The 22056-nt window shown below is 71.4% G+C and carries 18 protein-coding genes; 7 read left to right on the top strand and 11 right to left on the bottom strand.

What is annotated here, in order from left to right:
- Positions 1–6: 6 nt before the first annotated feature.
- Entirely contained in the window at positions 7–1008 is a 1002-nt protein-coding gene (locus ACIGJO_RS12525) for an amidinotransferase (protein ID WP_399956152.1), read from the bottom strand.
- A complete protein-coding gene (locus tag ACIGJO_RS12520) occupies positions 1005–1514 on the bottom strand; it encodes a hypothetical protein (protein ID WP_399956149.1) in 510 nt (169 codons plus the stop codon). Before ACIGJO_RS12520 ends, ACIGJO_RS12525 begins: the two co-directional genes overlap by 4 nt.
- Before the next feature lie 173 nt (positions 1515–1687).
- Here ACIGJO_RS12520 and ACIGJO_RS12515 point away from each other — a divergent pair, with 173 nt between their 5' ends.
- Positions 1688–2215: a DinB family protein gene (locus ACIGJO_RS12515; RefSeq protein ID WP_399956146.1), complete on the top strand. Its 528-nt coding sequence runs from the start codon at positions 1688–1690 to the stop codon at positions 2213–2215.
- Positions 2216–2588: 373 nt separating this feature from the next.
- Here the strand turns inward: ACIGJO_RS12515 and ACIGJO_RS12510 are convergent, their stop codons facing one another.
- The 8 genes from ACIGJO_RS12510 to ACIGJO_RS12475 all read right to left on the bottom strand — a co-directional run bounded on the left by ACIGJO_RS12510 (position 2589) and on the right by ACIGJO_RS12475 (position 12289).
- The gene (locus ACIGJO_RS12510; protein WP_399956143.1) at positions 2589–3389 is read right to left on the bottom strand and encodes an APH(3'') family aminoglycoside O-phosphotransferase; all 801 of its coding nucleotides are present in this window, start codon (positions 3387–3389) and stop codon (positions 2589–2591) included.
- 91 nt (positions 3390–3480) lie between these two features.
- Positions 3481–3891: a RidA family protein gene (locus tag ACIGJO_RS12505; RefSeq protein ID WP_399956140.1), complete on the bottom strand. Its 411-nt coding sequence runs from the start codon at positions 3889–3891 to the stop codon at positions 3481–3483.
- 191 nt (positions 3892–4082) lie between these two features.
- Entirely contained in the window at positions 4083–6890 is a 2808-nt protein-coding gene (locus ACIGJO_RS12500; protein ID WP_399956137.1) for a hypothetical protein, read from the bottom strand.
- On the bottom strand, positions 6887–7999 hold the full coding sequence (locus ACIGJO_RS12495) for an AAA family ATPase (protein WP_266928638.1): 1113 nt from the start codon (positions 7997–7999) through the stop codon (positions 6887–6889). Before ACIGJO_RS12495 ends, ACIGJO_RS12500 begins: the two co-directional genes overlap by 4 nt.
- Before the next feature lie 20 nt (positions 8000–8019).
- Complete coding sequence (locus ACIGJO_RS12490; RefSeq protein ID WP_399956133.1) at positions 8020–9447, bottom strand: VWA domain-containing protein; 1428 nt, start codon at positions 9445–9447, stop codon at positions 8020–8022.
- Positions 9444–10862 (bottom strand): hypothetical protein, encoded by a 1419-nt coding sequence (locus ACIGJO_RS12485; RefSeq protein ID WP_399956130.1) that lies wholly within the window; start codon positions 10860–10862, stop codon positions 9444–9446. The genes ACIGJO_RS12490 and ACIGJO_RS12485 overlap by 4 nt, the downstream gene beginning before the upstream one ends.
- Positions 10832–11335 carry a hypothetical protein gene (locus ACIGJO_RS12480; RefSeq protein WP_399956127.1) on the bottom strand — a complete coding sequence of 168 codons (504 nt, stop codon included), beginning with the start codon at positions 11333–11335 and terminating at the stop codon, positions 10832–10834. Before ACIGJO_RS12480 ends, ACIGJO_RS12485 begins: the two co-directional genes overlap by 31 nt.
- Before the next feature lie 528 nt (positions 11336–11863).
- Positions 11864–12289 carry a hypothetical protein gene (locus ACIGJO_RS12475; RefSeq protein WP_399956124.1) on the bottom strand — a complete coding sequence of 142 codons (426 nt, stop codon included), beginning with the start codon at positions 12287–12289 and terminating at the stop codon, positions 11864–11866.
- Between the two features lie 243 nt (positions 12290–12532).
- Between ACIGJO_RS12475 and ACIGJO_RS12470 the strand changes: the two genes are divergently transcribed.
- From ACIGJO_RS12470 to ACIGJO_RS12450, 5 genes are all read left to right on the top strand, one after another.
- Positions 12533–13984, top strand: coding sequence for a hypothetical protein (locus tag ACIGJO_RS12470; protein ID WP_399956121.1), 1452 nt, complete (start codon positions 12533–12535; stop codon positions 13982–13984).
- Positions 13984–15342 (top strand): hypothetical protein, encoded by a 1359-nt coding sequence (locus ACIGJO_RS12465; protein WP_399956118.1) that lies wholly within the window; start codon positions 13984–13986, stop codon positions 15340–15342. The genes ACIGJO_RS12470 and ACIGJO_RS12465 overlap by 1 nt, the downstream gene beginning before the upstream one ends.
- Positions 15343–15403: 61 nt before the next feature.
- The gene (locus ACIGJO_RS12460; RefSeq protein WP_399956115.1) at positions 15404–17083 is read left to right on the top strand and encodes a hypothetical protein; all 1680 of its coding nucleotides are present in this window, start codon (positions 15404–15406) and stop codon (positions 17081–17083) included.
- Positions 17080–18402, top strand: a complete 1323-nt coding sequence (locus tag ACIGJO_RS12455; RefSeq protein WP_399956112.1) for a CHAT domain-containing protein — start codon at positions 17080–17082, stop codon at positions 18400–18402. The genes ACIGJO_RS12460 and ACIGJO_RS12455 overlap by 4 nt, the downstream gene beginning before the upstream one ends.
- A 540-nt stretch (positions 18403–18942) precedes the next feature.
- Positions 18943–20514, top strand: a complete 1572-nt coding sequence (locus tag ACIGJO_RS12450; RefSeq protein ID WP_399956109.1) for an ABC transporter substrate-binding protein — start codon at positions 18943–18945, stop codon at positions 20512–20514.
- Positions 20515–20662: 148 nt separating this feature from the next.
- Here the strand turns inward: ACIGJO_RS12450 and ACIGJO_RS12445 are convergent, their stop codons facing one another.
- A complete protein-coding gene (locus ACIGJO_RS12445; RefSeq protein WP_399956106.1) occupies positions 20663–20869 on the bottom strand; it encodes a cold shock domain-containing protein in 207 nt (68 codons plus the stop codon).
- Positions 20870–21192: 323 nt separating this feature from the next.
- Between ACIGJO_RS12445 and ACIGJO_RS12440 the strand changes: the two genes are divergently transcribed.
- Positions 21193–22020, top strand: a complete 828-nt coding sequence (locus ACIGJO_RS12440) for a M55 family metallopeptidase (RefSeq protein ID WP_399956104.1) — start codon at positions 21193–21195, stop codon at positions 22018–22020.
- The last annotated feature ends 36 nt before the right edge of the window (positions 22021–22056 follow it).

Below are 22056 nucleotides of genomic sequence, written 5' to 3'. Positions count from 1 at the left end.
GACCGGTCACAGCTCCCTGACGAGCGGGTGGTGCGAGCAGCGGAAGCCGCCGGCGAACGGGGTGACCGCGTCGTAGGGCAGCGTGTGCACCGTGACGTCACGCGCGGTGAGCTCCTCCGCCAGGTGGGAGAGCCGTTCGTCGACGACGACTTCGCCCGGTGCCAGCACCAGGCTGTTGCCCGCCAGCAGGTTGACGGCTTCCCGGAGACCGATGTCGATCAGTTCCCAGTCCGCGACCGGCGCGGGGACGCCCTCGGTGAACTGTTCGCGGCAGATGACCGCCAGGCCCTCCCGGACGGTGGTGAGGCCGTCGTCGAGATGGATGACATCCGCGGTGAGGGGCACCTCATGGACGCGGTATCCGTCGCCGAGCCGCTCTGCCAGCCACCGGGCGCCGGCCGCGTCGGACGCCGTGCCGCCCCCCATTCCGACGAGGATGTCGCTTCCCATGAGCAGGACATCGCCGCCCTCCAGGAAGGGACCGGTGGCCGCCGCGATGTCCGGGACCGGTACGGGAGCCGGTGGCGGCATGACGGCCCAGCGCGCTCCCCTCGCCACGGCCTCCTCGAACACCGGCCGCAGGCCGAAGCGTTCCATGTAGCGGACCGGCAGCCGGAGAGCTGATTCCACGACCAGGTCGCCGACCACGACCATCGGGTCACGCACGAACGTCTGCATATGGAACGTGCCGCTGTCGCCGTACGGCGCGAGCTCGCTCTCCGTCAGCTCGCGCGGACGATGGACCTTCACCCCTCGGCCGGTGAGGAAGCGGGCGAGCCCCTCGACCTGTTCGACACACCGGCCGTAGCCGTCGGGATCCGCCTCCGACCACGGAAGACCGGCCCACCGGGGCATGTCGGCCCTGGTCCGTTCAGGCAGGAACCCCAGGGACGCGGGCACCCCCGAGGCGAGCGCGGCGGGGAACGTGAAGTCGATGACACGTCCGACGACCGTTTCCCTGAGGACGCCCCAGTCGTGGGTGACGTTGATCCGTTCGGACGCGGTCATGAGCCGGTCTCCTTTCCTTGGCGTACGGCGGGACGTACGGCAGCGATGTCCGGAGGAACGTGCGGCTGTGGCGGACAGCCGCGAGGGGAGGTTCCGCCCGGCAGGCGGTGCCAGAAGGCGAGCCGGTGCCCGGCGGCGTAGTCGACGGGCACGATGGCGTAGTCGACGGGCCCGATGGCGTCCGGAGCCAGTGACTGGGTGTACGGAACATCGGCCTCCGGCATGAACCGGGGCCACTTCGGCCGGCCGGGACCGTTCGGCGTACCGGTGCGGGCGAAGCGTGCCCATCGGTGCGCGCCCTTCGGCGCACCGGCGTGGGGAATGCCGAGGAAGACACGGTGGCCGGCCGTCCGGATGCCGCGGACCCGGCCGTCCCCGGTACGGACCACGGTCGTGGTGTCGTTCCGGGCCGCTGCGGCCGGCGCCTCCGAGGGAGCCGCTGCCGCTGCCGTCAACACGGTCACTCCCATGAGTGCGGCTGCCACGGCACCGCGCTTCCCTGTCATGTCCGGACTTCTCCTTCGGGGATCTGAAAGCATCCGAGCGCACCGCAAGGATGGTTCCTTGTGGAGTGATCGGCCGGTTTGTCCTCGGGCTCCACGGTGACGGCGGGATATCACCTGAATGTCGTCCCTGAGGCGACTGGGACGGAAGCGGCGCACTGTGCCAGGGTTGGCGGATGAACGCCTCTCGATGCGAACTGCTGCGCTGGCAGTTCGACTTGACCTGGTCGCTGTTCGACTATCACCTGGACCGGCTGGAGCCCGAGGACTTCCTGTGGGAGCCGGCCGGACTCTGCTGGACGGTGCGCCGGGGCAGCGACGGAACGTGGGTGCCGGACTGGGCCGAGAGCGAGCCCACGCCTGTTCCGGTCCCGACGTCGGGCTGGATCAGCTGGCATATCGGCTGGTGGTGGAGCGTGACCATCGACCACCTTCAGGGGCGGGTGCCGAGGGAGCGGGAGGAGATCACCTGGCCCGGTGACGGCGAAGCCGCCGTCGCATGGCTGCGTGATCTGCGTACGGACTGGCTGTCAGTGCTGGAACGGCTCACGGACGCCGACCTGGACGCCGTCGCGCCGTTCTCCTGGCACAACGACCCCGCCCATACCGTCGCGCACACGGTGGCCTGGGTGAACGCCGAGTTGATGAAGAACGTGGCCGAGATCGGCCAACTCCGGCTCCTGCGGGCGGTGTCCACCGGCTGAACCCGGCCCGTCCGGAGAGGATTCCCTCGCGGCCCCCGGATCCGCCTGCCGCAGGGGTGCCGAGGTGCCCGGGCGGGCGGCGTGACGGCGTCGGCCCGGGAACCTCGGGGGGCTGGCGCCAAACAGGGGACTCGGACCTGGGCGCAGCCCGTTCACCTTCTCGCGCCGGACGGAACCCGCGCGGTGACGCGCGGGCGGACGGACCGGGCGTCACCTCATCGGCTGCCCGCCGTCCCTGCCCCGCCGCCACCCTCTCCGGGTGAGAGCCGATCCCATGACGGGGCGCCGATGCCGCGACGGGCGCCGGTCAGCCGCGGACCGGCGCCCGGGGCCCGCACCTGCGGGTCACCGGGCCGCGACGCGGGCACACGGCCTACCCCCAGGTGAGCGGGTCGAGATGGAGATAGAACCGTTCACGGTCCCGGTCGAGCGCGATGCCGTACCGGTCGGCGAACGCTTCGTCCGCCCAGGCGGCCTGCCGGGTGTCGGCCCATGTCTCCCGGGAGTTGGCGAGAAGCAGGGCGATGTCGGCGTACGGGTCGGCCGCTCCCAGGCGGCCGAGATCGATGAAGCCCGCCACGTCCTTGGTCTCCGGATCGAGGATGATGTTGGGCAGACACAGGTCGCCGTGACAGACGACGGCCTCGGCGGCCTCCTGGGCCAGGCGGCGGTCGAGTTCGGGGACGAGGCGCGCGAGCAGTTCCCCGGCGGGAGTTCGCCGCTGGTCCTCCGGCAGGAACTCCGGATCGACCGCTCCTCTCGCGACGACGTCGCGGGCCCGCGCGATCATCCGCGCGAGGTCACGGCTGAACGGGCATCGGCGCAGGGGCAATCCGTGCAGACGGTGCACGGCGTCAGCGATCGAACCCCATGCCGCCCGGAGTTCCGCAGCCGGGACACGGTCGGCGGGTACGCCCACGACGGCGCTGGTGACCAGGCAGGCGCCGCCGGGGGAGAGGCGCCAGTCGAGTACACATGGACCGGGAACGCCCTGTCGGCTCAGCCATTCGACACGGTCCCGCTCCTCCTCCAACGGGGCCGCACGGTCCGCCGGGACGCACTTGGCGAACCGCGAGCCATCAGCCGAACGGAAGACAGCGGCGTCGGACTCACCGGCCGCGACGGGCTCCCAGCCGCCGTCCCGCGGCAGCCCCCCGAACGACGGACCGATCACGTGGGCCACCCCCACGAACCGCACGACGTGCCGCCGCAGACAGCGGGAAACCGCGCGTTCCCCGCTTCGGAGGCGGAGGTTCCCCTGGGCATCAGGAGTCGACCACGGCGGCGACGGCTTCGATCTCGACGAGCTGATCGTTGTACCCGAGCACCGTGACACCCATCAGGGTGCTGGGAACGTCATGGTCGCCGAACGCGTCCCGGACCACCTCCCAGGCGGTCACCAGGTCCTCCTGACGAGTGGAAGCGACGAGGACCCTTGTACTGATGACGTCCTGCGGAGACGCGTCGGCGGCGGCGAGAGCGGCCCGCAAGTTCTCGAAGGCCTTCGCCGCCTGGCCCGCGTAGTCCCCGACCGCCACCGTGGAGCCGTCCTCGTCGAGCGGGCACGCCCCGGCGAGGAAGATCAGCCGGGACTCCGCCGGCGCGGTGGCGGCGTAGGCGTACTCGGCGACGTCGGACAGGACGGAGGAGCGGATCAACGTAACGGCACGAGTCATGGTCGTACGCGTCCTTTCGCTTCAGGCACGGGACAGGGGGCCATCCTCGCAAGGTCCCGCGGACGGCGCCCCTCCTTTTCCGCCCGTGGCCAGGAGGGCTCGCGGACCGCGGACCCGACTCCGGCCGCACGGGCGAGTCCCGTACGGCCGGAGCCACCGCCGGGCCGCGTCCGGCCGGTACATCGCCGGAGTCAGGGGCCGGTCAGCAGCGCCTCCAGAGCTTCCGCCGTCGCGGGGTGGCGGGCGGTGAGCACCGCGCCGGACGCGGCGGAACCGGGTGTCTCCCACACCCCGTCGCAGCCCAGCAGGGCGGCCACCGCGTCGCAGGCCGCCGGGTGAGCGGCGAGCAGTACGCCGGTGCCGGTGCCGGTGCTGGGCGCGGGGCGCACAGCCTCGTCGGCCGGCTGGTCCAGCCAGGGCGGCACCCACTCGTCCAGCGCCGCGAGCCGGCCCGGGAAGATCCGCCCCGCCTCGCGGATGAGCAGGGGGGCCAGCTCCGCGCCGTCGGCGCGCAAGGTGCTGATCAGGGTCGGCAGCCACGGCAGCAGCACCGGATCCGGCAGGCGCGCGAACGCGCTCGACACCCGCTCCACGACGAAGTCGGACAGCTGCGGCACCGGTTCCAGCGCATGGAGGAAGCCGCTGAGATAGCGCGGATAGGCGGAGACCACCAGGGGGTTGCCCAGCATCTCCTCGCAGCGCGTGCGAAGGCCGGCCCGGGACAGCTGCCCCAGGTGCGTCTGAGCCGCCCACAGCAGCGCCACCTTGGACGGCTCCTGCGGATGCGCCTGCGCGACCGCCAGCTCCAGCTGGGTTCGGTCACATCCGAGCGACAGCGCCAGACTCTCCATGCTGAACAGGAAGCCCAGCATCGCGGCGACCTGACGGACGGTCGCGTCCTCGTCGGTGAACGCCGTCGGCAGCAGGGTGCAGTAGTGCGCGTAACCGGCCTTGACGAAGGACTCGATCCACGGCGGCAGCACCGGTTCGGCGGTCCGGTAGTACGCCAGGAGCCGGCGCACCCGGCGCAGCACCTCCGGCGCGCCGTCCACGCTGCGCTCGGTCGTCAGGATCTCCAGGGCGCGCGTGCCCAGCTCGTCGGCCAGGCGACGGCTGCGCAGATACAACGTCGCGTCCTCGACGGCCTGGAGGGCGGTCGCCGCCGTGGCGTGCGGGGCGTACGCGGCGCGCCGCAGACGCTGCTCCAGGACCTGCTCGATGCTGACGCCCTCGTAACCGAGCTCGATGAGGGCCCGCTGATGGGTGCCCAGTGCCAGGTCCCAGGACTCCTGGATCGGCCGCTCCCCGAGCTTCCGCTCACCCATGATCGGCCGCGCGGCGTTGTGCGGCAGCAGCCGGCGCAGCATCCACAGAACGTCGGAGCACCGTTCCAGTTCGGGCCGGGAGGACATGTCGAGCAACGCCCTTTGCACACCGCGCTGCTGGAGCTTCAGGTCCAGCGGAGCGAGCCGGTCGTGGACGTCGCGGGCCAGGGGCGGCAGCGCGTCGTATCCGACCTGGCCGACGCGGTCGCCGCCCATCATGATCTCCACGAGCCGGCGCACATCGCGCCGGCCCGGCACGGCGTCCTTCTCGATACAGGTGATCGCCGCGTCCTGGAAGTCGTACGGCGTGGGCCTGGCCCGGTCGCGCATCCCGGCCAGCAGGATCGATGTCTCGAACACGGCGATGGCGTCGGCGGTGGAGGCGAGGTAGCCGTTGCGGCGCGCGGCGCGCACGATCTCCACCGACCAGCCGAGGAGTTCGTTCTCGTCCAGTTGGTCCAGGACGGGCGGACGGCGCAGGAAACCGGTGAGCCTGTCCGAGGGCGCCTCTGTCGTCGCGGGGACGGGTGGCGCGGCGGGCTTGCCCGGTTTCGACGCCTTCTTCGTACCCGCCTGCCCCGCGAGCCGGAACGGCCGTACCTTCGCGCGCTTGACGTTCTGCGCCCACTGGGTCGCGGCGATGGACACCGAACCGGCGGCAAGGCCGAACTGCGCCTCGATGGCCGAGTGACTGGAGGGGATCAGGCCGTGCTGCCAGGTGCTCGCGCCGGGCGGACTGATCTCGAACGTGTCGGTGCCGTGCACGCCGAACTCCGCGACCCGGCTTGCCGCGTGGAAGGCGCCGCAGACGTAGAGGCAGTCCGCGGGGTCGGTACCGGACGCGGCGAGGTGTTCGCGCATCCGGGTCCACATGTAGCGCTCACGGTCCTCGTCCGTGCCGGACCGCTCGGGATCACCGGGCGCCAGCCGTCGGAACAGGCTGCCGATCAGCAGCATGACCTGCCGGTAGGTGTCGTGATCACTGTCGCCCAGGGGGAGTTCGACGTACTGGTGCCACCACTCCGACCAGTGCCGCACCCGCCCGTGGTGCAGCAGGTGTTCCTCCAGTTCGGCGAAGCGCGGCCGCAGGTCGCCGATCTCCACACCGACCGCGTCGCCGTGCAGCGCGGCCTCCTCCTCGGCGGGCGGCGCGTCGGGACCCGCGGCAGGCCCGCCGGGCCCGGTCCCGCGCATCTGCCACTGGAACACATGGTCCGAGGAGCGGTCGACGAGAACCAGCTCGACGCCCGGTGTGTCCAGCGCGTACGCGATCGCCTGGTACTCCGCCGACGCCTCGGTGATCGGAGCGACGACGGACAGCGGTGCCCATTCCGCCGGGAACCCCTCGATCTCGCTGGCGAACGCCTGCACCGCCACCGGGAGCCGGCAGTTGCGCAGCTCGGGCAGGAGCGGCGCCATGTCCTCGCACAGCTCCAGATAGACGACCTTCGGCTGCTTCTCCCGCAGCCGCCGCGCCATCGCGATCGCCGAGGCGGGTGAGTGATGGCAGACGGGGAAGATCTCCAGCGGTTCGCGCACCGCGCGGTCGACGTCGTCGACCATGCCGAGCAGGATGCCCTCCAGCGCGTCGGGCCCGTCGGCGAACACGGAGGCGGCTTCCTCCAGCTGCGTACGCAGCGCGTGGAAGGCCGGCCCTTCGGGCACGGCGCTCATGACAGGGTGGCGATCGCGTCGCGACCGCCCTCCAGGAACTCCGGCCAGGACCCGCCCTCCTCCTTGCTGCGCGGCTCGACGACACCGTGCAGGTACTTGTTGAGGATCGCCAGGTCCTCCGGCTCACGCCGCGCCAGGGACCCGACGAGCGACGAGGCGAGGGCACGGGCGGTCAGCGTGTGCTCGCCGAAGAAGTTGCTGTGCAGGATCGCGTCCTCCAGCACACCGATCTGCTCGGCGCTCGACAGCGCGGACTCCAGCTTCTCGTCGTCGCTGCCCGCCGCGGCGGCGGAGGCGCGCAGATCCGCGAAGCTCTGCAGCAGCACATCCAGCAGCGTCGGCGGCACGTCCAGCTCGATCCGGTGGCGGCGCAGCAGCTCCTCGGTGCGGAAACGGACGATCTCCGCCTCGGCCTTCCTGTTCGTCACGACGGGGATGCGGACGAAGTTGAAGCGGCGCTTGAGCGCGGAGGACAGGTCGTTGACGCCCCGGTCGCGGCTGTTGGCCGTGGCGATCACGGAGAAACCGGGCTTGGCGAAGACGATGTTGTCACTGTCCAGCTCCGGGACGGAGACGTACTTCTCCGACAGGATCGAGATCAGCGCGTCCTGGACATCACTCGTGGAGCGGGTGAGTTCCTCGAAGCGGCCGATCGCTCCGGACTCCATCGCGGTCATGATCGGCGAGGGGATCATCGACTCCCGTGACTGGCCCTTGGCGATCACCATGGACACGTTCCAGGAGTACTTGATGTGGTCCTCGGTGGTGCCGGCCGTGCCCTGCACCACCAGGGTGGAGTTGCGGCTTATCGCGGCGGACAGCAGCTCGGCCAGCCAGCTCTTGCCCGTTCCCGGATCACCGATCAGCAGCAGGCCGCGGTCGGACGCCAGAGTGACGATGGAGCGCTCGACGAAACTGCGGTCGCCGAACCACTTCTGCGGGATCTCCCGGTCGAGGCCGTCGGAGCGCTCCGAGCCCAGGATGAACAGACGGACCATCTTCGGGGACAGGCGCCAGGAGAACGGCTTGGGGCCGTCGTCGACCGACTCCAGCCAGTCCAGCTCCTCCGCGTACTTGATCTCGGCGGGGGCGCGCAACAGGTCGGACATATCGGGGCCTTTCTTAAGTCTTAAGCGAGAAAAGTCTTGAGCTCATGGACGAGCTTGCGAATGTGGCCGGAGAGCACCGGCGTACCGAGATCCTTGAAGCGCTCCCGGAACCACGGGTTGACGCTGCCGCGGCCGGCACTGTTCACCGATCCGACGGGGATGAATTTGGCCCCCGAGCGGTGGATGGCGGCCATGTTCTCGAACAGCTGCTCAACGCGTGTTTCGTAGAAGTCCGAGATCCACACCACGACGGTGTTGCGGGGCTCGGCGATCTTGGGCTGGGTGAGCGACATGGCGACCATGCCGTCGTTTCCCCCACCGAGATTGGTGCGCAGCAGGGTCTCGAAGGGGTCGTGCACCCATGGCGTGAGGTCGAGCGCCTGGGTGTCGTACGCGATGAGGTGGACGTCGACCTTGGGAAGCCCGGCGAAGATCGAGGCCAGGATCGTGCAGTTGACCATCGAGTCGACCATGGAGCCCGACTGGTCGACGACCACGATCAGCCGCTGAGGCGTCGTCCTGCGGGCGGTGTGGCGGTAGTGGAGGCGGTCGACATACAGCCGCTCCTCCTCGGGGCTCCAGTTGGTGAGGTTCTTCCAGATCGTGCGGTCGATGTCCAGGTTGCGGAAGACCCGCTTGGGCGGCACCGAGCGGTCCAGCGCGCCGACCGTCGATTTCTCCACCTGTGTGCGCAGCACCTCGGCGACTTCGTCGACGAAACGGCGGATCAGCGCCTTGGCGTTGGCCAGGGCCACACCGGACAGGTTGTCCTTGTCGCGCAGGAGCTGCTCGATCAGCGACATGCTCGGCGTCAGCTGCGCGGCGAGCTGCGGATCGGCGAGCACCTCACGAAGACGCATCCGCTTGACGAGGTCGGCCTCGATGGCACCGAGCTCCGGGCCGAGGGCGGGAATCAGCCGGCTGAGATCGGGTGCCGCACCGCGGCTCCCGGACCCGTGCGGTCCGACGCCGTGGCCCGTCGCGCCCCCCGCCGGCCGGCCGCCGCGCAGCCCGCCCGGCTCACAGCCCAGCGCCCGCTCCAGCCAGCCCGCGTCGGACTGCCAGCGCGACAACTGCCCGGCGGTGACCGTGCCGGTGCCGGGGGCGAAGACATTGAGCAGCACCTTCGACACGAGCGCCGCGCGCCGTACCTCGGCGGCACGGTCACGTCCCTCGTCCCCCGTGCCGTCGTCCGCGGTGCTCCCGGGTCCGGGCACCATCAGCCCGTCGAATTCGGCGGCCAGCTCGGGATGGCGCTGCACGATCGCGCCCACGGACGCCTGCGGGTCCAGCAGTGCGGCGGGCAGGTCCATGTCCTCGACGACCGCGAGGCTCGACGACTCCAGCGTCGCCTGCTCCTCGGGGTCGAAGAGCCTGGCGAGGAGCCGCCAGTAGAGAACCTGGCGCCGGTTGTCGTGCGCGGTCACCGCGGGATCCTGTTCCGTCATTTCCGCAACAGCCTTCCGGCGCGCTCGCGCAGTACCGCCGCGGCGTCGGTCGCGGCCTTCTCGGCCCTGACTCCCGCCTTGTCGGCCGTGCCCCCGGCCCAGGCCCCGGCGTGAACCGCGACAGCCTTCTTCCGCACGAGCGTCTCGACGGCGAGCGGCTGCACGCTGTACGTTCTGTCGTCCCAGCGCAGCAGACCGATGCACGCCCTGGACGCCGCCACGGCCTCGGGGGTGAGCGGGCCGGCGGCAGGCACGCGGTCGGTGTCGACGGCCAGGCGGTATCCGGCGACGGTGAAGCCCGGCGCCTCCCCGTCGCTCCACGCCTCGTACCCTTCAAGGAAGACCGGCACGGCGATGCGTGCCGGGTGCCGGTCCAGAGGGGCGGTCGGCGAAGCGGTCGCGGTGGGCAGCGCCACCCGGGCCGTGGTCAGCGCGTCGGCGGGCTCGCCCCGGCGCGCGTGCGCGTCGCTCCAGACGAGGTCGCCCTCGGCGGTGAGCGGCATGCCGGTCAGATCCATCGAGAGGCCTTCGCCCAGGGCCGCCAGGAGCGACATGTGCGGGCGGAGCAATTGCCAGAGCCCGGCTCCGAGGACCGTGTCGGGCTTCGGCACCGATACGGAGGCACGCACCAGCCGGGATGCCGTGCCGTCCGCCGGCTCGAACACCGCGTGCACCTGGGCCTGTACGGCCGTGGGGTGCTCGTGCACGTCCACGCCGAGGGGCAGGAGGCGGCCGGTGGCCGGACCGGTCACCGGCACGTCGGCGGCACCCGGCAGGGTCAGCAGCATCGCGCGTGACCACAGGTCGGCCCAGCGGCGTGCCGGAATCCGGTCCAGTGCCGCGCCGGGGCAGGAGGCGGCAAGTTCGGCGGCGAAGCCGTCGAGGAGCGCGGCCGGGCGGCGCAGGGCCGGGTCCGGAAGCATCGCGGAGACGACCGGCGTCGCCCCGGACACCAGGTCGTGGTCGATACCCCGCCACCCGGCGCGCGCCAGGTCGGACAGCCAGGACCGCGCCGCGGCGAGCAGGTTCGTCTCCTGGGGCGCGTCGGGCTCCGGCCCGGTCGCGTCGCCGCGTGCCCGGCCGGCCGCCTCCTCGACACGTTCCAGCAGCGCGTCGTGGACGGAGCCGAGCAGTGCGGTGCGGGCGGCGGCGAGAGCGACGAAGTGGTCCTCGCCCGCCGCCCCGGCCGCGGCCTTCTCCGCCGCTTCGGCGACCCTGGCGGCCAGCGGTGTCCCGGCGACCGCCCGCGCGATGTCCGCCAGTCCGGCGGCCTCGGCCGGCCGGGGGCGGAGGAGGCCCGCGACCAGGGCCCGGTCGAAGGAGTCGACGGCGGTCAGTGCCTCGTCCAGCCCGGCGATGGACTCGGCGAGCAGGTCGGCGCGCATCAGGCCGCCGCCCTGGTGGGCGGGAACCACTGCATCTCCGGCAACGGCACGGTGGCCGGGGCGAGTTCCAGATAGGCGAGGTGGCGCAGGAAGCGGCTGAAGACGGGGGCGGCGGCCCCGGCGTCCCCCTGCGGGGGACGTGTGCCGGTCATGCCGGAGGTGATGGACTGCGCGCTCGGCTCCCCGCCCGCGTCCTCGACCCGGAGGTAGCGGGCGACGCGCTCGGCGCCGTACTGGAGCACCGCCTCGCTGATCAGGGCCCGGAGGTGATTGCAGAACGAGCCCCGGGCGCCGCCGCAGGGCCGGTTGTTGTTGGTGCTGCAGGTGAACGCGTAGGTGCCGGCCGCGACCGACGAGACATAGACCCGCGCGATGTCCGAACCGCTGGACACCACACCCTGCAGCCGTCCGTCGGCCAGTTCGACGAACGGCACCTTGGCGAGTTTGCGTGGACGCGCGGGTGGGATCACCCGTGCGGTACTCGACCTCTCCCAGTCGGACAACTCACCATCTCCTGTACGCCAGAGGGAAGTCCACGCCGAGCGGCGGGACACGACTGAACATACTTGCGACCACTGACAACACCGATCAGGTGCGTCGGCCGCCGCCCCGGCACGGGACGTGGAGAGAGGTGCGTACGGGAGGGGGAAGGGCCGCCAGAGGCGTTGCCGCAGGGGAGAGGGACAACGGTGCGATGTCCGTACCGAAGTGGGGGCCTCGTAGGGGTCTTCTCGGCATCCGGAGCCGCCCGGCGGGCGATTTGCGGCGCACCAGCGGACGCGGCGCTTCCGGCGCCGGTCACCGGTGCCGCCGCTCCCGCCGGCGGTCTGATCCCCCACGGAACAGACCGGCCGCGGCGGGAGCGGTGACCCGGTAGGTGATTGGGCGGTGCCGCCGACGTGGTCGTGCTCGACACGTGCGGCCGGTGGTCCGTCCGGCCGCGGCGACGCTCATGCCCCGCTCAGCGGACCGGCCGCCTCAGCCGACGGCCGGGCCGCGCCGTCTGCGCGGTGCCTCCGGATTGCCGGGCCTCACGAAACACCGGCGTAGAGGTAGACACCGGGCTGCGCGGGGTCGGCGACCATCAGCACCTGCTCGCCGGCACGGGGTATCCGCAGTTTCGACACGATGGTCTGGAGCTCGATCCGGCCGGCCACCCCGGACGGCTGGGGGACCAGATCGACGACGAGTTCGACGACCGGCTCGAAGTTGACCAGCTTGCCCGTGTCGGCGATCGAGACGACGACGGCGGGTACGGGAGGCACCCCCATGGCGATCAGCTGCTGGGCGGTGAGGCCGGTGTTGTAGGCGCCGACCGACTCCTGGAGCCGGGCGAAGTCCTCGCCGCCCACGAACGCGCGTGTGGTCCGGCCGTAGAAGCCCTTGCCGCTCGCGACCTTGTTGGCGATCTCGTGGGCCCGCTCTTCGCGGCTCTTGCGGCGTCCGAAGAGTCCCATGGTGTTCTTCCCCTCTGCTGATGTCATGCCTCGGCGTGCCGGGCACCGGTGGTGAGGAGCCCGGGTGGCACGTGCCGGCCTTGCTCGCAGGGGCCCTGCTGTGAGGACCGTGCGGATGACCGTGGCGGCCATCAGGTCCTCTTCCCACCGTCGGACCTCCCGACGCTCTGGAGGCTAGACGGCCTGGCCGGCCTACCGATCCCAGGTTCGCCCGCCCGCTTCCGTCCGTCGTACTCTCGTGCCATGCCGTCCTCGACCCAGCCGCCGGGCGAACGCGTACCGCGCGCCATGGTCATCGACAGAGCCTGGCGCGGCCTCGGACCGGGGCTGGATCCGCTGAGCGGCCCCGGGGGCGCGCCCCTGACCCGGACGGTCAAGCTGATCGTGCTCCCCCTGCTGGTCAGGCCTTCGCTGCGGCCGGAACTCGCGACGGACTACCTCGGCCACACGGAGGCCGCGCGCCTTGAGGAACTGATCCACGGCGACCGCGCGCGCCTCGTGGCGACGGCGCGGTGGTTCACCCTGCTGAAGAAGACCCGCCGGGCCCTGGGCATCGTGGCGGGCAACCCCCAGGACCTGTACTTCCAGCTCTGCTTCGAGCTGGCCGCCGAACACGGAACGCCTTCGGCCGGCTCGGAGGCGCTGGCCAGGGCCACCCTCGAAGGGGTCGTGGACGCGGCCGGCGGCCGTACGGTGGAGGCGCTGAAGGACCATCTGGCCGACCCCCTCCGGCGTACGGCGCTGGAACGGGAACTGGCCGCCGCCTGGGAGAGCCGTCGGCCGGCCCCCGCCCGTGACGCGGTCGCCGCGGCCGCTCTGGCCACCGAAGTGCTCGAAGCCTGTGGCGCGACAGGCAGCTGTGATGCGACGGGCGCCCGTGGGCCGACAGGTCCGGAGCCGGCTTCGCAGGCCTTCACGGCCCTGATCGACGGCGAGTACGGGAGTCTGCTCGGCCGTGCGCTGTGGGCACACCCGCACGGAGTCTGGGGGCGCGAGGACCTGCCGGCCCATCTGAAGCTGACCGGACACCGGGTTCCCCCGCGCCCGGAGGTCGGCCGGGGAGCCTCGACCGCCACGCTTCCGGCACCGCTGGACCGCACGCTCTTCGAGCGGGTCTTCGCCGCGCTCCAGGCATCGGCGCGACGCGAGGAGCTGCCGACGGTGCCGGAGCTGGTCCGGCGCGAGGCCGGCCGCAGCTGCGCTCCGCTGGGCCTGTACGACGAGAGCCTGCGGGTCGCCGTGGTCCTCGGCGGCCGGCTCGCGGTGGGTCTCGATCCGCTGGGCAGCGGGGAAACCGCCGGACCGGGGCGATCCGGGGAGGCCGGGCTGGGCCGCACCGCGGCGCACCGGGCCGTCAACAGCCGCTGGCAGCGCGAGGCATCGGTCCTCCACGCCCGCAGGATGACCGTTTCTCCCCGGCGCGACCCGGACGGCGGGGTCCTGGACGCGCTCGCCCAGGACCTCCGGACGCCGTGGGTCGCCTACATGCGGCGCCTGTGGGTGAGGCTGCACGGGCGGGATGTCCGCGACGCGTCGCTGGACGGCATCGGCCCGGCCTGGGCGGTCCTCGACGGGGTGGCCCGCTCCGTGATGATGGATCACCGTGCCAGGGTCCGGGCAGCCTTGCGCACGCTCTCCGCGAAGGCGCCGGACCCGGGCACCGCGGTGCGGCCGGCCGGGCCGAGGAGCACGTGATGCCCGAGCCCGCCATCACGGTCACACGTGCGGGGGACGGCACGATCCTGGTCGCGACAGGGCAGGCCGTGCCCGGTGCGCCGGAAGGGCCCGTCGGGTTCGGGCCCGCCTTCGCACGGTCCGTACTCGATGTGGCGGGTGCGATTCTGACCTGGCCCGTTCTCCGTGCTCCGGGCCTGCCCGCGGCGGAGATCCATGACCCCGGGAGTGCGCAGCAGTGGCTGTGGGCGGTCTACGGCGAGCGCACCGCGGCCGCTGTCCAGGCGTGCGCGGAGGGCGGCGCGGACCGCACCGAGGTGGCGGCGGACGGGACCGCGCTGGCGGACCGCGCCGCCCGGCTCGCCCTCGGACACTGGGCGGCCCGATGGTGGCCGACGTCGTACCTGGACGGCATCCCCGGGCTCGAACCGGACCTGCTGGGGCTGGAACTGGCCGCGCTCACCCATGAGTGCCAGCAACTGTTCGGCACCCCCTACGACACCGCCCCCGACGCCTCGTACGGCATTCCGCACGAGACCGCCCAGCACCTCGCGTACGGCACCGCGTACGGCATCTCCGGAGACCGGCCCGACGACTGCGTGGCCGAACTGGTCGAGGACCATCAGGCCGGGCTCGGCCCACTGATCCAGTGGTGGCGCTCGGCACCGGAACCGTCCGGAACGGGAGACCATCAGCGACGCCACGTGGAGCACGTCCTGCGGCTGATCGACGAGGCCGCGGACAACGCCGGTCTGGACGGCCCGGCGCTGCGCCATCTCCGTATCTCCCTCGGCCGGGACAGCCCTAAGACCCCGCCGGCCGGCCTCGGCGCACTGTTCGCCCGGACCGCCGACTACGCCCTCGCGGCGGCGGGCGAACCTCCCGTCGCGGGAGGCCGGGTGATCGGACGGGGCTCGGGGACCAACGAATGGCATCGCTATCCGCCCGGCTTCGTCGACGCGGCCGAGAACGCCGTGTCCTGGACCGCCCGCGCGGTCGGTGCGCGCCGGGAGATCGAGGTCGAGGTCGTCACGGACGCCGCGGCGCCCGATTCGGCTGTGCCACTCGTCGCGGAGGTGCGTGTGGACGGCGGCCCGGAGAAACGGGTCCCCCTGAGAAGAGGGGGCGACACCTGGACCGGCCGGGCGCACCTGGAACTGATGGCCTCGACGGTGACGCCACGGATCGAGGTGGGCGTCCTGCTGCCCGGGTTCGATCCGGGCCCCGGTGACATCGGCGACGCCGCGTACCGTGAGGGGATCCGCTCCCTGGTCCGGCGACGGCTCTCGGACGCCGCGGCGGAACCCGTGCCGCACGACGCGTTCCCGGGGCCGTTCCTCGCCGAGATCGTCGCGGCGACCACCACCCAGGACTTCTAGTGCCCTCCCGGTACGCCGTGCCGGACAACTCCCCGAGCAGGCGGAGAACCTGATGGAACCCATGGACGGAAGGGACCCGATGGACCCGGAGCCGGCCGAGAGCGCTGCGGCGCCGCTGTTCGGCGAGCCGTTCGACAGTGGCCTCGCGCTGGCGGAGCTCCATCAGACGACCCCGGATCTCGCCGCCGCCGGGGCCGTCTGCGCGGAGCTGCTCACCCTGGCCGAGAACATGGAGGACACGGCCGACGTGCGGTTCCTGCGGGCGCATCTGATGTCCAACATCGGAGTGCTCCGGCTGATGGCCGCGGATCCGGCCGCCGCGGCGGAACCGATCGAGCGGGCTCTGGGACTCCTGCGCGGCATCCGGTCCGAGCCGATGGGGCCGCTGGGCCGCCAGCGATGGCTGGAGGTGCTGGTGAAGACGCTGCTGGGCAGGGCCGACCTGCTGCGCGGGTCCGGACGTCTGGACGAGGCACTGGCATCCCTCGACGAAGCGGCGGCGCTGCTGCCGGAGTTCGACGATCCCGAGGGATGGCGCACCGCCGAACTGGGCCTGAACCGGGTACATCTGCTGATCGAGCGCGGTGAATGGGGCAGGGCCGAGGAACTGGCCTCGGCACTGGTGGACACCACGCCCGCGACCGTGGTCCCCGCCGTGCCGCGCCTGCTGACCGGCCTCGGGCTGATCTGCGCCTCGACCGGCCGGTTCGAAACAGCCGAGGACTACTTCGCCCGAGCGGAGGAGGGCTATCGGGCAACGGCGGACACCGGTGAGCGGCAGCAGCTGACGGCGCACCGGGCGTATGCCGCGATGCGCCGGGGCGACCTGGACCTTGCCGAGCGGCTGTATGCCGAGGCGTCCGCGGTCTTCGAGCGGCGGCGGCAGTACGGCGATCTGGCGGTCTGTGAGCAGGCGCGGGGCTTCCTCGCCGGGCTGCGCGGCGACCCCGCCCGCGCGGCCGGACTGATGGATTCGAGCCTGGCCCGCTTCGAACGGCTCGGTGCCGCGATCGCCACCGCCGACACCAGGCTGCTGTCCGCCCAGCAGGCCTACGCCCGGGGGGACATCACCGGGATGCGGCGGCTGACCCAGCAGGCGCGCGAGGTGTACGAGGCGCAGGGAGTGTACGAGCGGTGCGCACAGGTGGACCTCATGCTCGCGGCGGCCCTTGAGGACCATATGAACCGGGCGGATCACGGGGACCGGCTGATGGCATCCATCGGTACCGCGATCTCCCTGGCGCTCCCGGCCGCGCTCGCGCTGGAGGCGGCACGGTACGACTTCGTCACCGCTCACGCGCGCAGCCAGTGGCTGGAGCTGGCCGACGACGCGATGCGCCTGGTATTCCGCCTCGCCGTACGCCGTCAGGATCAGGGGCTCCTCTTCGAACTCGTGGAGCACCGCTGCGCGGGGGCCTCGCTCGCCCTGGACCGTACGCCGCCGGAGGCTTCGAGTGCGGCCCGCGAGAGGGCACGGGCCGCCGGGGACGCGGAGGGCGTCTTTCCGGCCTCCGGGATGAAGGCCCACGGGCACAGCGGCGGTCCGGCGCTGCTGGGGGGCGCCGGTGCGGCGGAGGCCGCCGCCTCGGTCGGACTGCGTGTGGCGCCGCCGCCGCAGGTGCGGATGTCGCCGGAATCCGGCCGCACCGCGCTCCAGGAGTACATCGCGGCGGCCGAATTCCGCTATCACCGGCGGATCGTGAGTGAGGAAGAGGTGTCGCCCTGGACGCCGACGACATGACGGACCGCCCGGTGGTTCAGGTCCGGCTGGCCGACGCCGGTGACCTGTTCATGACCTGGACATGGACGAGCGGGGCCCGCGGGTTCGGCACCGGGCACGCGCCCGGCGCCGAGGTCGACCGGGCGGTCGGCGCGCTGGCCGCCGCGCTGCCCGGAGCGGGCCCGGCAGACGGCACCGGTGCGGGCGCGGACGGTACGGCGGCAACGGCGGGCGGAGCGATCCGGACCGACGGTGCGGAGGGGATGCGGCGCGCCTTCGACTCCGGGGCGATGGCCGGCCGCGCGAGCGAGCACCGCCTCGCGCGGATCCTCTCCGAGGCATTGTGGCCGCCGGGGCTGACGGCGCAGATCCGCCATGTGTCGGCGGGCGGCGCGCGGCCTCGCGTCCGGATACAGCCCTCGCCCCGGGTCGCCCAGGTGCCGTGGGAACTCCTCGCCGTCGACGGTGAGGGCGTCCGGCTCATCGACCTCGCGGATGTCGTGACGACCGCACCGGTCTCGCTGCGGCGCCCGGCCCGTGCCGGGCGCCCGGCGTCGGACGGGGGCGCCGTCGTCCTCGTCCTCGACCCCAGGGTGCCCGGCTTCCGGGCCGACTCCCCGCTCGGCTCCGTACTCGGGCCTCCGGGCTCGGACCGTGCGCTGCTCTCGCTCGTGCAGAGCCGCCTCGACGCGGGCGGTGTCGTACCGCCCCTGCGCACGGCGGCGGAAGCCTTCCGGCGTACGGACCTGGACCGGGACTGGCTGAGCGGGGTGCTGCGCGAGGGCGCGGACCGGCTGATGTATGTCGGACATGTGAGCAGTGCGCCCGTCGGGGGCGGGCAGAGCGAGGACGTCACGCTCCATCTGTGCTGCGGTCCGGGAACGGAAGGTCTCACCGATGTGGTCCGCACGCACCGGCCGCTGTCGGCCAAGGACCTCCTCCTGGGCACTCTGCCCCTCCGGGCGGACGGCAGGGCGGGGGCGGAGCTGTGGCCCGCACCACGCCGGGTCGCGCTGATCGCCTGTGAGAGCGGTGGCGATCTGCGGTTCGCCGAATCCTTCGGCCTGGCGACGGCGATGATCCACAATGGTGCGGAGCTGGTCACCGCCACCCGCTGGGCGCTGCCGACGAACCTCGCGTTCCACCGGCTGGCCGGAGTGGCGCAGTCCGTACGCCCGCTGTCGGAGGCGGTCATCGCCGTCGACACCGCCCATGAGCACCGCGACCCCGTGCACCGGCTCGGCCGCTGGCAGCGGGAGCAGCTGGACCACTGGCGCACCGGCGGCCGCATCGAACACTCACCCCTGCTGTGGGCGGCGATGACCTGCATCGTGGTGTGACCGGTGTGCGTCCGCCCGTACGGGCGGACGCATGACGGCATCCCGGTCCCACCCGGACCCTTCGTGCGGATCGATTGCGGCATGCGGTCGTCCGGCGTTCACCTCAAGGTCCTCAATCTGTTCGTATAGACGGACAGGTTGTACTGAGGCATGAAGCATCCGGCTTGACCAGTTGGATTTCCGAGATGTCCGGACACTCATTCGCGGGTTTGGGTCCGCGCGGGTTCGGAAAGCTGCCGAACGAAGATTTTTTTCGTACGATGTTCCACCGTGCATCGCGGTATCCCAGTAGATTGTCAATCACCACCAAGAGATCGATCACGACCTGCCAACTGCCTTTCACCTGCTGGCAATTGGCGGTCAATCACTATGCATGGAGTTCCTGGCGAACACCGAGTCCGGTCAGTCTGCCGGTCCGCACCACCGCCCCGGTCGGGTCGGCTGTGCTGGACGGTCGCGGCGTTCGCCGTAGTTTCTGACCTGATCCGGTTGTCCGGGGACACCCCCCACGCGGCCGGCCGAGAGTATGAGGCACGTTCTGTGAAGGTTCGTACGAGGCGGCCGATCACCCTTATCGCCGGGGTACTGGCAGCGCTGCTACTGGCGGGTTGCGGTTCCCAGGACGACAAGGAAAGGATAGTTGTCGGGATGTCCGACGACATTCTGGCCACGGATCCGGCTGCGGGATACGACCCCGGGTCCTGGCTGCTGTTCAACAATGTCTTCCAGTCCTTGTTGAGCTTCCCGCCCGGGGGTTCCACCCCTGTCCCGGAAGCCGCGAAGGAGTGCAAGTTCTCGGACGGCAGCACGACCTATACGTGCACCCTGCGGGACGGGCTGAAGTTCAGCAACGACAACAGGCTCACGTCGGCGGACGTCAAATACTCCTTCGACCGGACGATCAGGATCAACGACCCGGCCGGTCCGGCTCCGTTGCTCTCCACGATCGCGTCGATCGACACCCCGGACGAGGAGACGGTCGTCTTCCGCCTCAAGGTGCCCGACGCCACCTTCCCCAGCAAGATCGCGTCGGGTGCCGGTTCCATCGTGGACCGTCAGATCTACCCCAAGGACAGCCTGCTGGAGGGTGGCAAGGCGGTCGGCTCCGGCCCCTACAAGCTGGACTCCATCGAGGAGTCGAAGGCTGTCTTCTCGGTCTACTCCGGGTACCGGGGAACCGCCGAGGTGAAGAACTCCGGCGTCACGCTCCAGCTCTTCCGGGGCAACCAGCAGGACCTTCAGTCGTCCCTGGAGAAGGGCGACGTCGACATCGCCTACCGAGGCCTCAGCGCCAAGGCGATCGCCGCTCTGGACACCTCGTCCACCGAGGAGAAGGAAGGGATCGACGTAGTCCAGGGCAACAGTGCCGAAGTCCAGCACATGGTGTTCAACGTCGATGACCCCGTGGTCGGGAAGCTCGCGGTGCGCAAGGCCATCGCCTATCTCATCGACCGCTACTCGCTGGTCAGCGAGGTCTACCAGTCCACGGCGACACCGCTCTACTCGGTCGTCCCGGTCGGTATCACCGGCCATGGCACGTCCTTCTTCGACACCTACGGCGACAGCCCGCAGCCGAAGCAGGCCAAGGAGGAGCTGCGGGACGCGGGCATCACGGACAAGGTGGAACTCACCCTCTGGTCCACCCCGAGCCGCTACGGTCCCGCCACCGACGACGAACTGCAGACCATCGCCGACCAGCTGAACCGGAGCGGACTGTTCGACGCCAGGATGAAGTCCGTGCCCTTCGACGAGTACGAGAAGGGCATCGCCGAGGGCAAGTACGGCGTGTACGTCAAGGGCTGGGTGCCGGACTACCCCGACCCGGACAACTTCACCCAGCCGTTCTTCGGCGAGGGCAACGTCCTGTCGAACAACTACGAGAACAAAGAGATCACCGACAAGATCATCCCCCAGACCTCGTCGATGACCGACCGCGCGAACACCCGGCAGGAGTACATGAAGCTCCAGGACATCGTGGCCCAGCAGCTGCCGATGCTGCCGCTCTGGCAGGGCAAGCAGTACGCGGTCGCCCACGAGGACATCCGAGGCCTGCAGAACTGCCTGGACACCTCCACCGTCTTCCGGTTCTGGGAACTCAGCACCGCCTACTAGCCGGGAGAGCCCGCCGTTTGATGTCCCGCCAGGACCCGTCCTCGTGAGGCTGCGGTCCCGTCGGGGCGGGGCGGCCGGACGCGGCGCGTTCCGGCGGACCGGCCGGCAGCGTGGCGTACCGCGCGGCCACGGCTTCGGCCGCCCCGTTTCACGGGCGAATGTTCCGGGCCACGAACCTGCCCTCGCCGAGTTCGATGACGAAGGACACCAGCTGGCCCTCCGAGAGGACCCGGCGTTCGGCGTCGATGTCGTCAGCCGTTATGAACAGCGCTTCCTTCCGGCCGTGCGGGACGACGAATCCGTACCCCTCGGCGGAGCTGTAGAACTGGACGATCCCCTCGCTGCGCTCGCTCATGACAGCGTGTCCGCCGGCCGTGCCCGACCCGGCGAATCGGGTTCCGGACGGTCGGCGTAACCGCGAAACCGCAGACCGGAACCGCAGGGGCGGGCGAGAACCGTGTGTGATTCCATGCCCGGCTACCTTCCCGGACTCTTCATGGGCACGCGTGTCGTACTGAGGTGGGACGGGGCGTGCGGTGTCACAGCCCGGCTCACGAAATGCCTGGGGCCGCGCCCCTCCGGCCGCCCCCGGAGAGATGGCAGCGCCGATCCGCCGATCCGCCGATCCACTGATCCGGGCTCGGGCCCCGCCGGCCCATCACGTAGGGTCCCGGAGGTATGAAGATCCTGATCTCAGTCGACATCGAGGGCGTTTCCGGGATCGTGCATCCCACCGAGACGAACCCGGACCGCTACGACTTCGAACGCGGCCGGGCACTGATGACGGCCGAAGCGAACGCCGTGATCGCCGGAGTCCTGGACGCCGAACCGTCCGCCGAGGTTCTGGTCGCCGACGCCCATGGCACGTACCGCAGTCTGCTGCCGGAGGAACTGGACCGACGGGCACGGCTGGTACGCGGGAAGCCGCGCCCGTTCGGCATGCTCGGAGGGCTGGACGCGGACACCGACGCCGTGTTCCTGATCGGCTACCACGCCCGTGCCGGCGGCGGGCCCGGTGTGCTGTCGCACTCCATGAGCGACGACATCCTTGATGTACGCGTGGCGGGACGCTCCATGGGGGAGATCGGTCTCAACACGGCCATGGCCGGGCATCTGGGTGTGCCGGTCGTCCTGCTCAGCGGCGACGACGCGGCCTGCGCCGAACTCCTCGGCCTGGTCCCCGCCGCGGCCACCGTCCCGGTCAAGCAGGCACTCGGCCAGGCCGCCGCGATCACACTGCACCCCCAAGTGGCCCGGGAGCGCCTGCGTGAGGCGGCCGCCGAAGCCGTGAAGCGGACCGCGGCGGTTCCGCCGCTGACCATCGCCGGGCCGCTCGATGTCGAGATCGATCTCCACAACCCGTCCACGGTCGACCTGGCGACACTCGTACCGGGAGTCTCCCGCGCCGAGGGCAGCCGGACGGTCACCTTCACCGCCGCCGGCTTCGCCGATGCCTACAAGCTGGTCCTCCTCTTCGTGCAGCTCGCCACCATCAAGCCGCGCTGAGGGCCGGCCACTCGGGCGAGGGGCCGAAAATCCGTC

The sequence above is a fragment of the Streptomyces sp. NPDC079020 genome, assembly GCF_044542225.1.
GTDB lineage: Bacteria > Actinomycetota > Actinomycetes > Streptomycetales > Streptomycetaceae > Streptomyces.
The sequence above is the reverse complement of the archived record's forward strand: the minus strand, read 5'-3'. Positions and strand labels throughout refer to the sequence as shown.

Bases quoted from the DNA above. Each gene is read 5' to 3' on its own strand.
- ACIGJO_RS12490 (WP_399956133.1), bottom strand. From the start codon at position 9,447: ATGACGGAACAGGATCCCGCGGTGACCGCGCACGACAACCGGCGCCAG.
- ACIGJO_RS12520 (WP_399956149.1), bottom strand. From the start codon at position 1,514: ATGACAGGGAAGCGCGGTGCCGTGGCAGCCGCACTCATGGGAGTGACC.
- ACIGJO_RS12440 (WP_399956104.1), top strand. From the start codon at position 21,193: ATGAAGATCCTGATCTCAGTCGACATCGAGGGCGTTTCCGGGATCGTG.
- ACIGJO_RS12515 (WP_399956146.1), top strand. From the start codon at position 1,688: ATGAACGCCTCTCGATGCGAACTGCTGCGCTGGCAGTTCGACTTGACC.
- ACIGJO_RS12475 (WP_399956124.1), bottom strand. From the start codon at position 12,289: ATGGGACTCTTCGGACGCCGCAAGAGCCGCGAAGAGCGGGCCCACGAG.
- ACIGJO_RS12445 (WP_399956106.1), bottom strand. From the start codon at position 20,869: ATGAGCGAGCGCAGCGAGGGGATCGTCCAGTTCTACAGCTCCGCCGAG.
- ACIGJO_RS12495 (WP_266928638.1), bottom strand. From the start codon at position 7,999: ATGTCCGACCTGTTGCGCGCCCCCGCCGAGATCAAGTACGCGGAGGAG.
- ACIGJO_RS12525 (WP_399956152.1), bottom strand. From the start codon at position 1,008: ATGACCGCGTCCGAACGGATCAACGTCACCCACGACTGGGGCGTCCTC.
- ACIGJO_RS12465 (WP_399956118.1), top strand. From the start codon at position 13,984: ATGCCCGAGCCCGCCATCACGGTCACACGTGCGGGGGACGGCACGATC.
- ACIGJO_RS12500 (WP_399956137.1), bottom strand. From the start codon at position 6,890: ATGAGCGCCGTGCCCGAAGGGCCGGCCTTCCACGCGCTGCGTACGCAG.
- ACIGJO_RS12455 (WP_399956112.1), top strand. From the start codon at position 17,080: ATGACGGACCGCCCGGTGGTTCAGGTCCGGCTGGCCGACGCCGGTGAC.
- ACIGJO_RS12505 (WP_399956140.1), bottom strand. From the start codon at position 3,891: ATGACTCGTGCCGTTACGTTGATCCGCTCCTCCGTCCTGTCCGACGTC.
- ACIGJO_RS12470 (WP_399956121.1), top strand. From the start codon at position 12,533: ATGCCGTCCTCGACCCAGCCGCCGGGCGAACGCGTACCGCGCGCCATG.
- ACIGJO_RS12460 (WP_399956115.1), top strand. From the start codon at position 15,404: ATGGACGGAAGGGACCCGATGGACCCGGAGCCGGCCGAGAGCGCTGCG.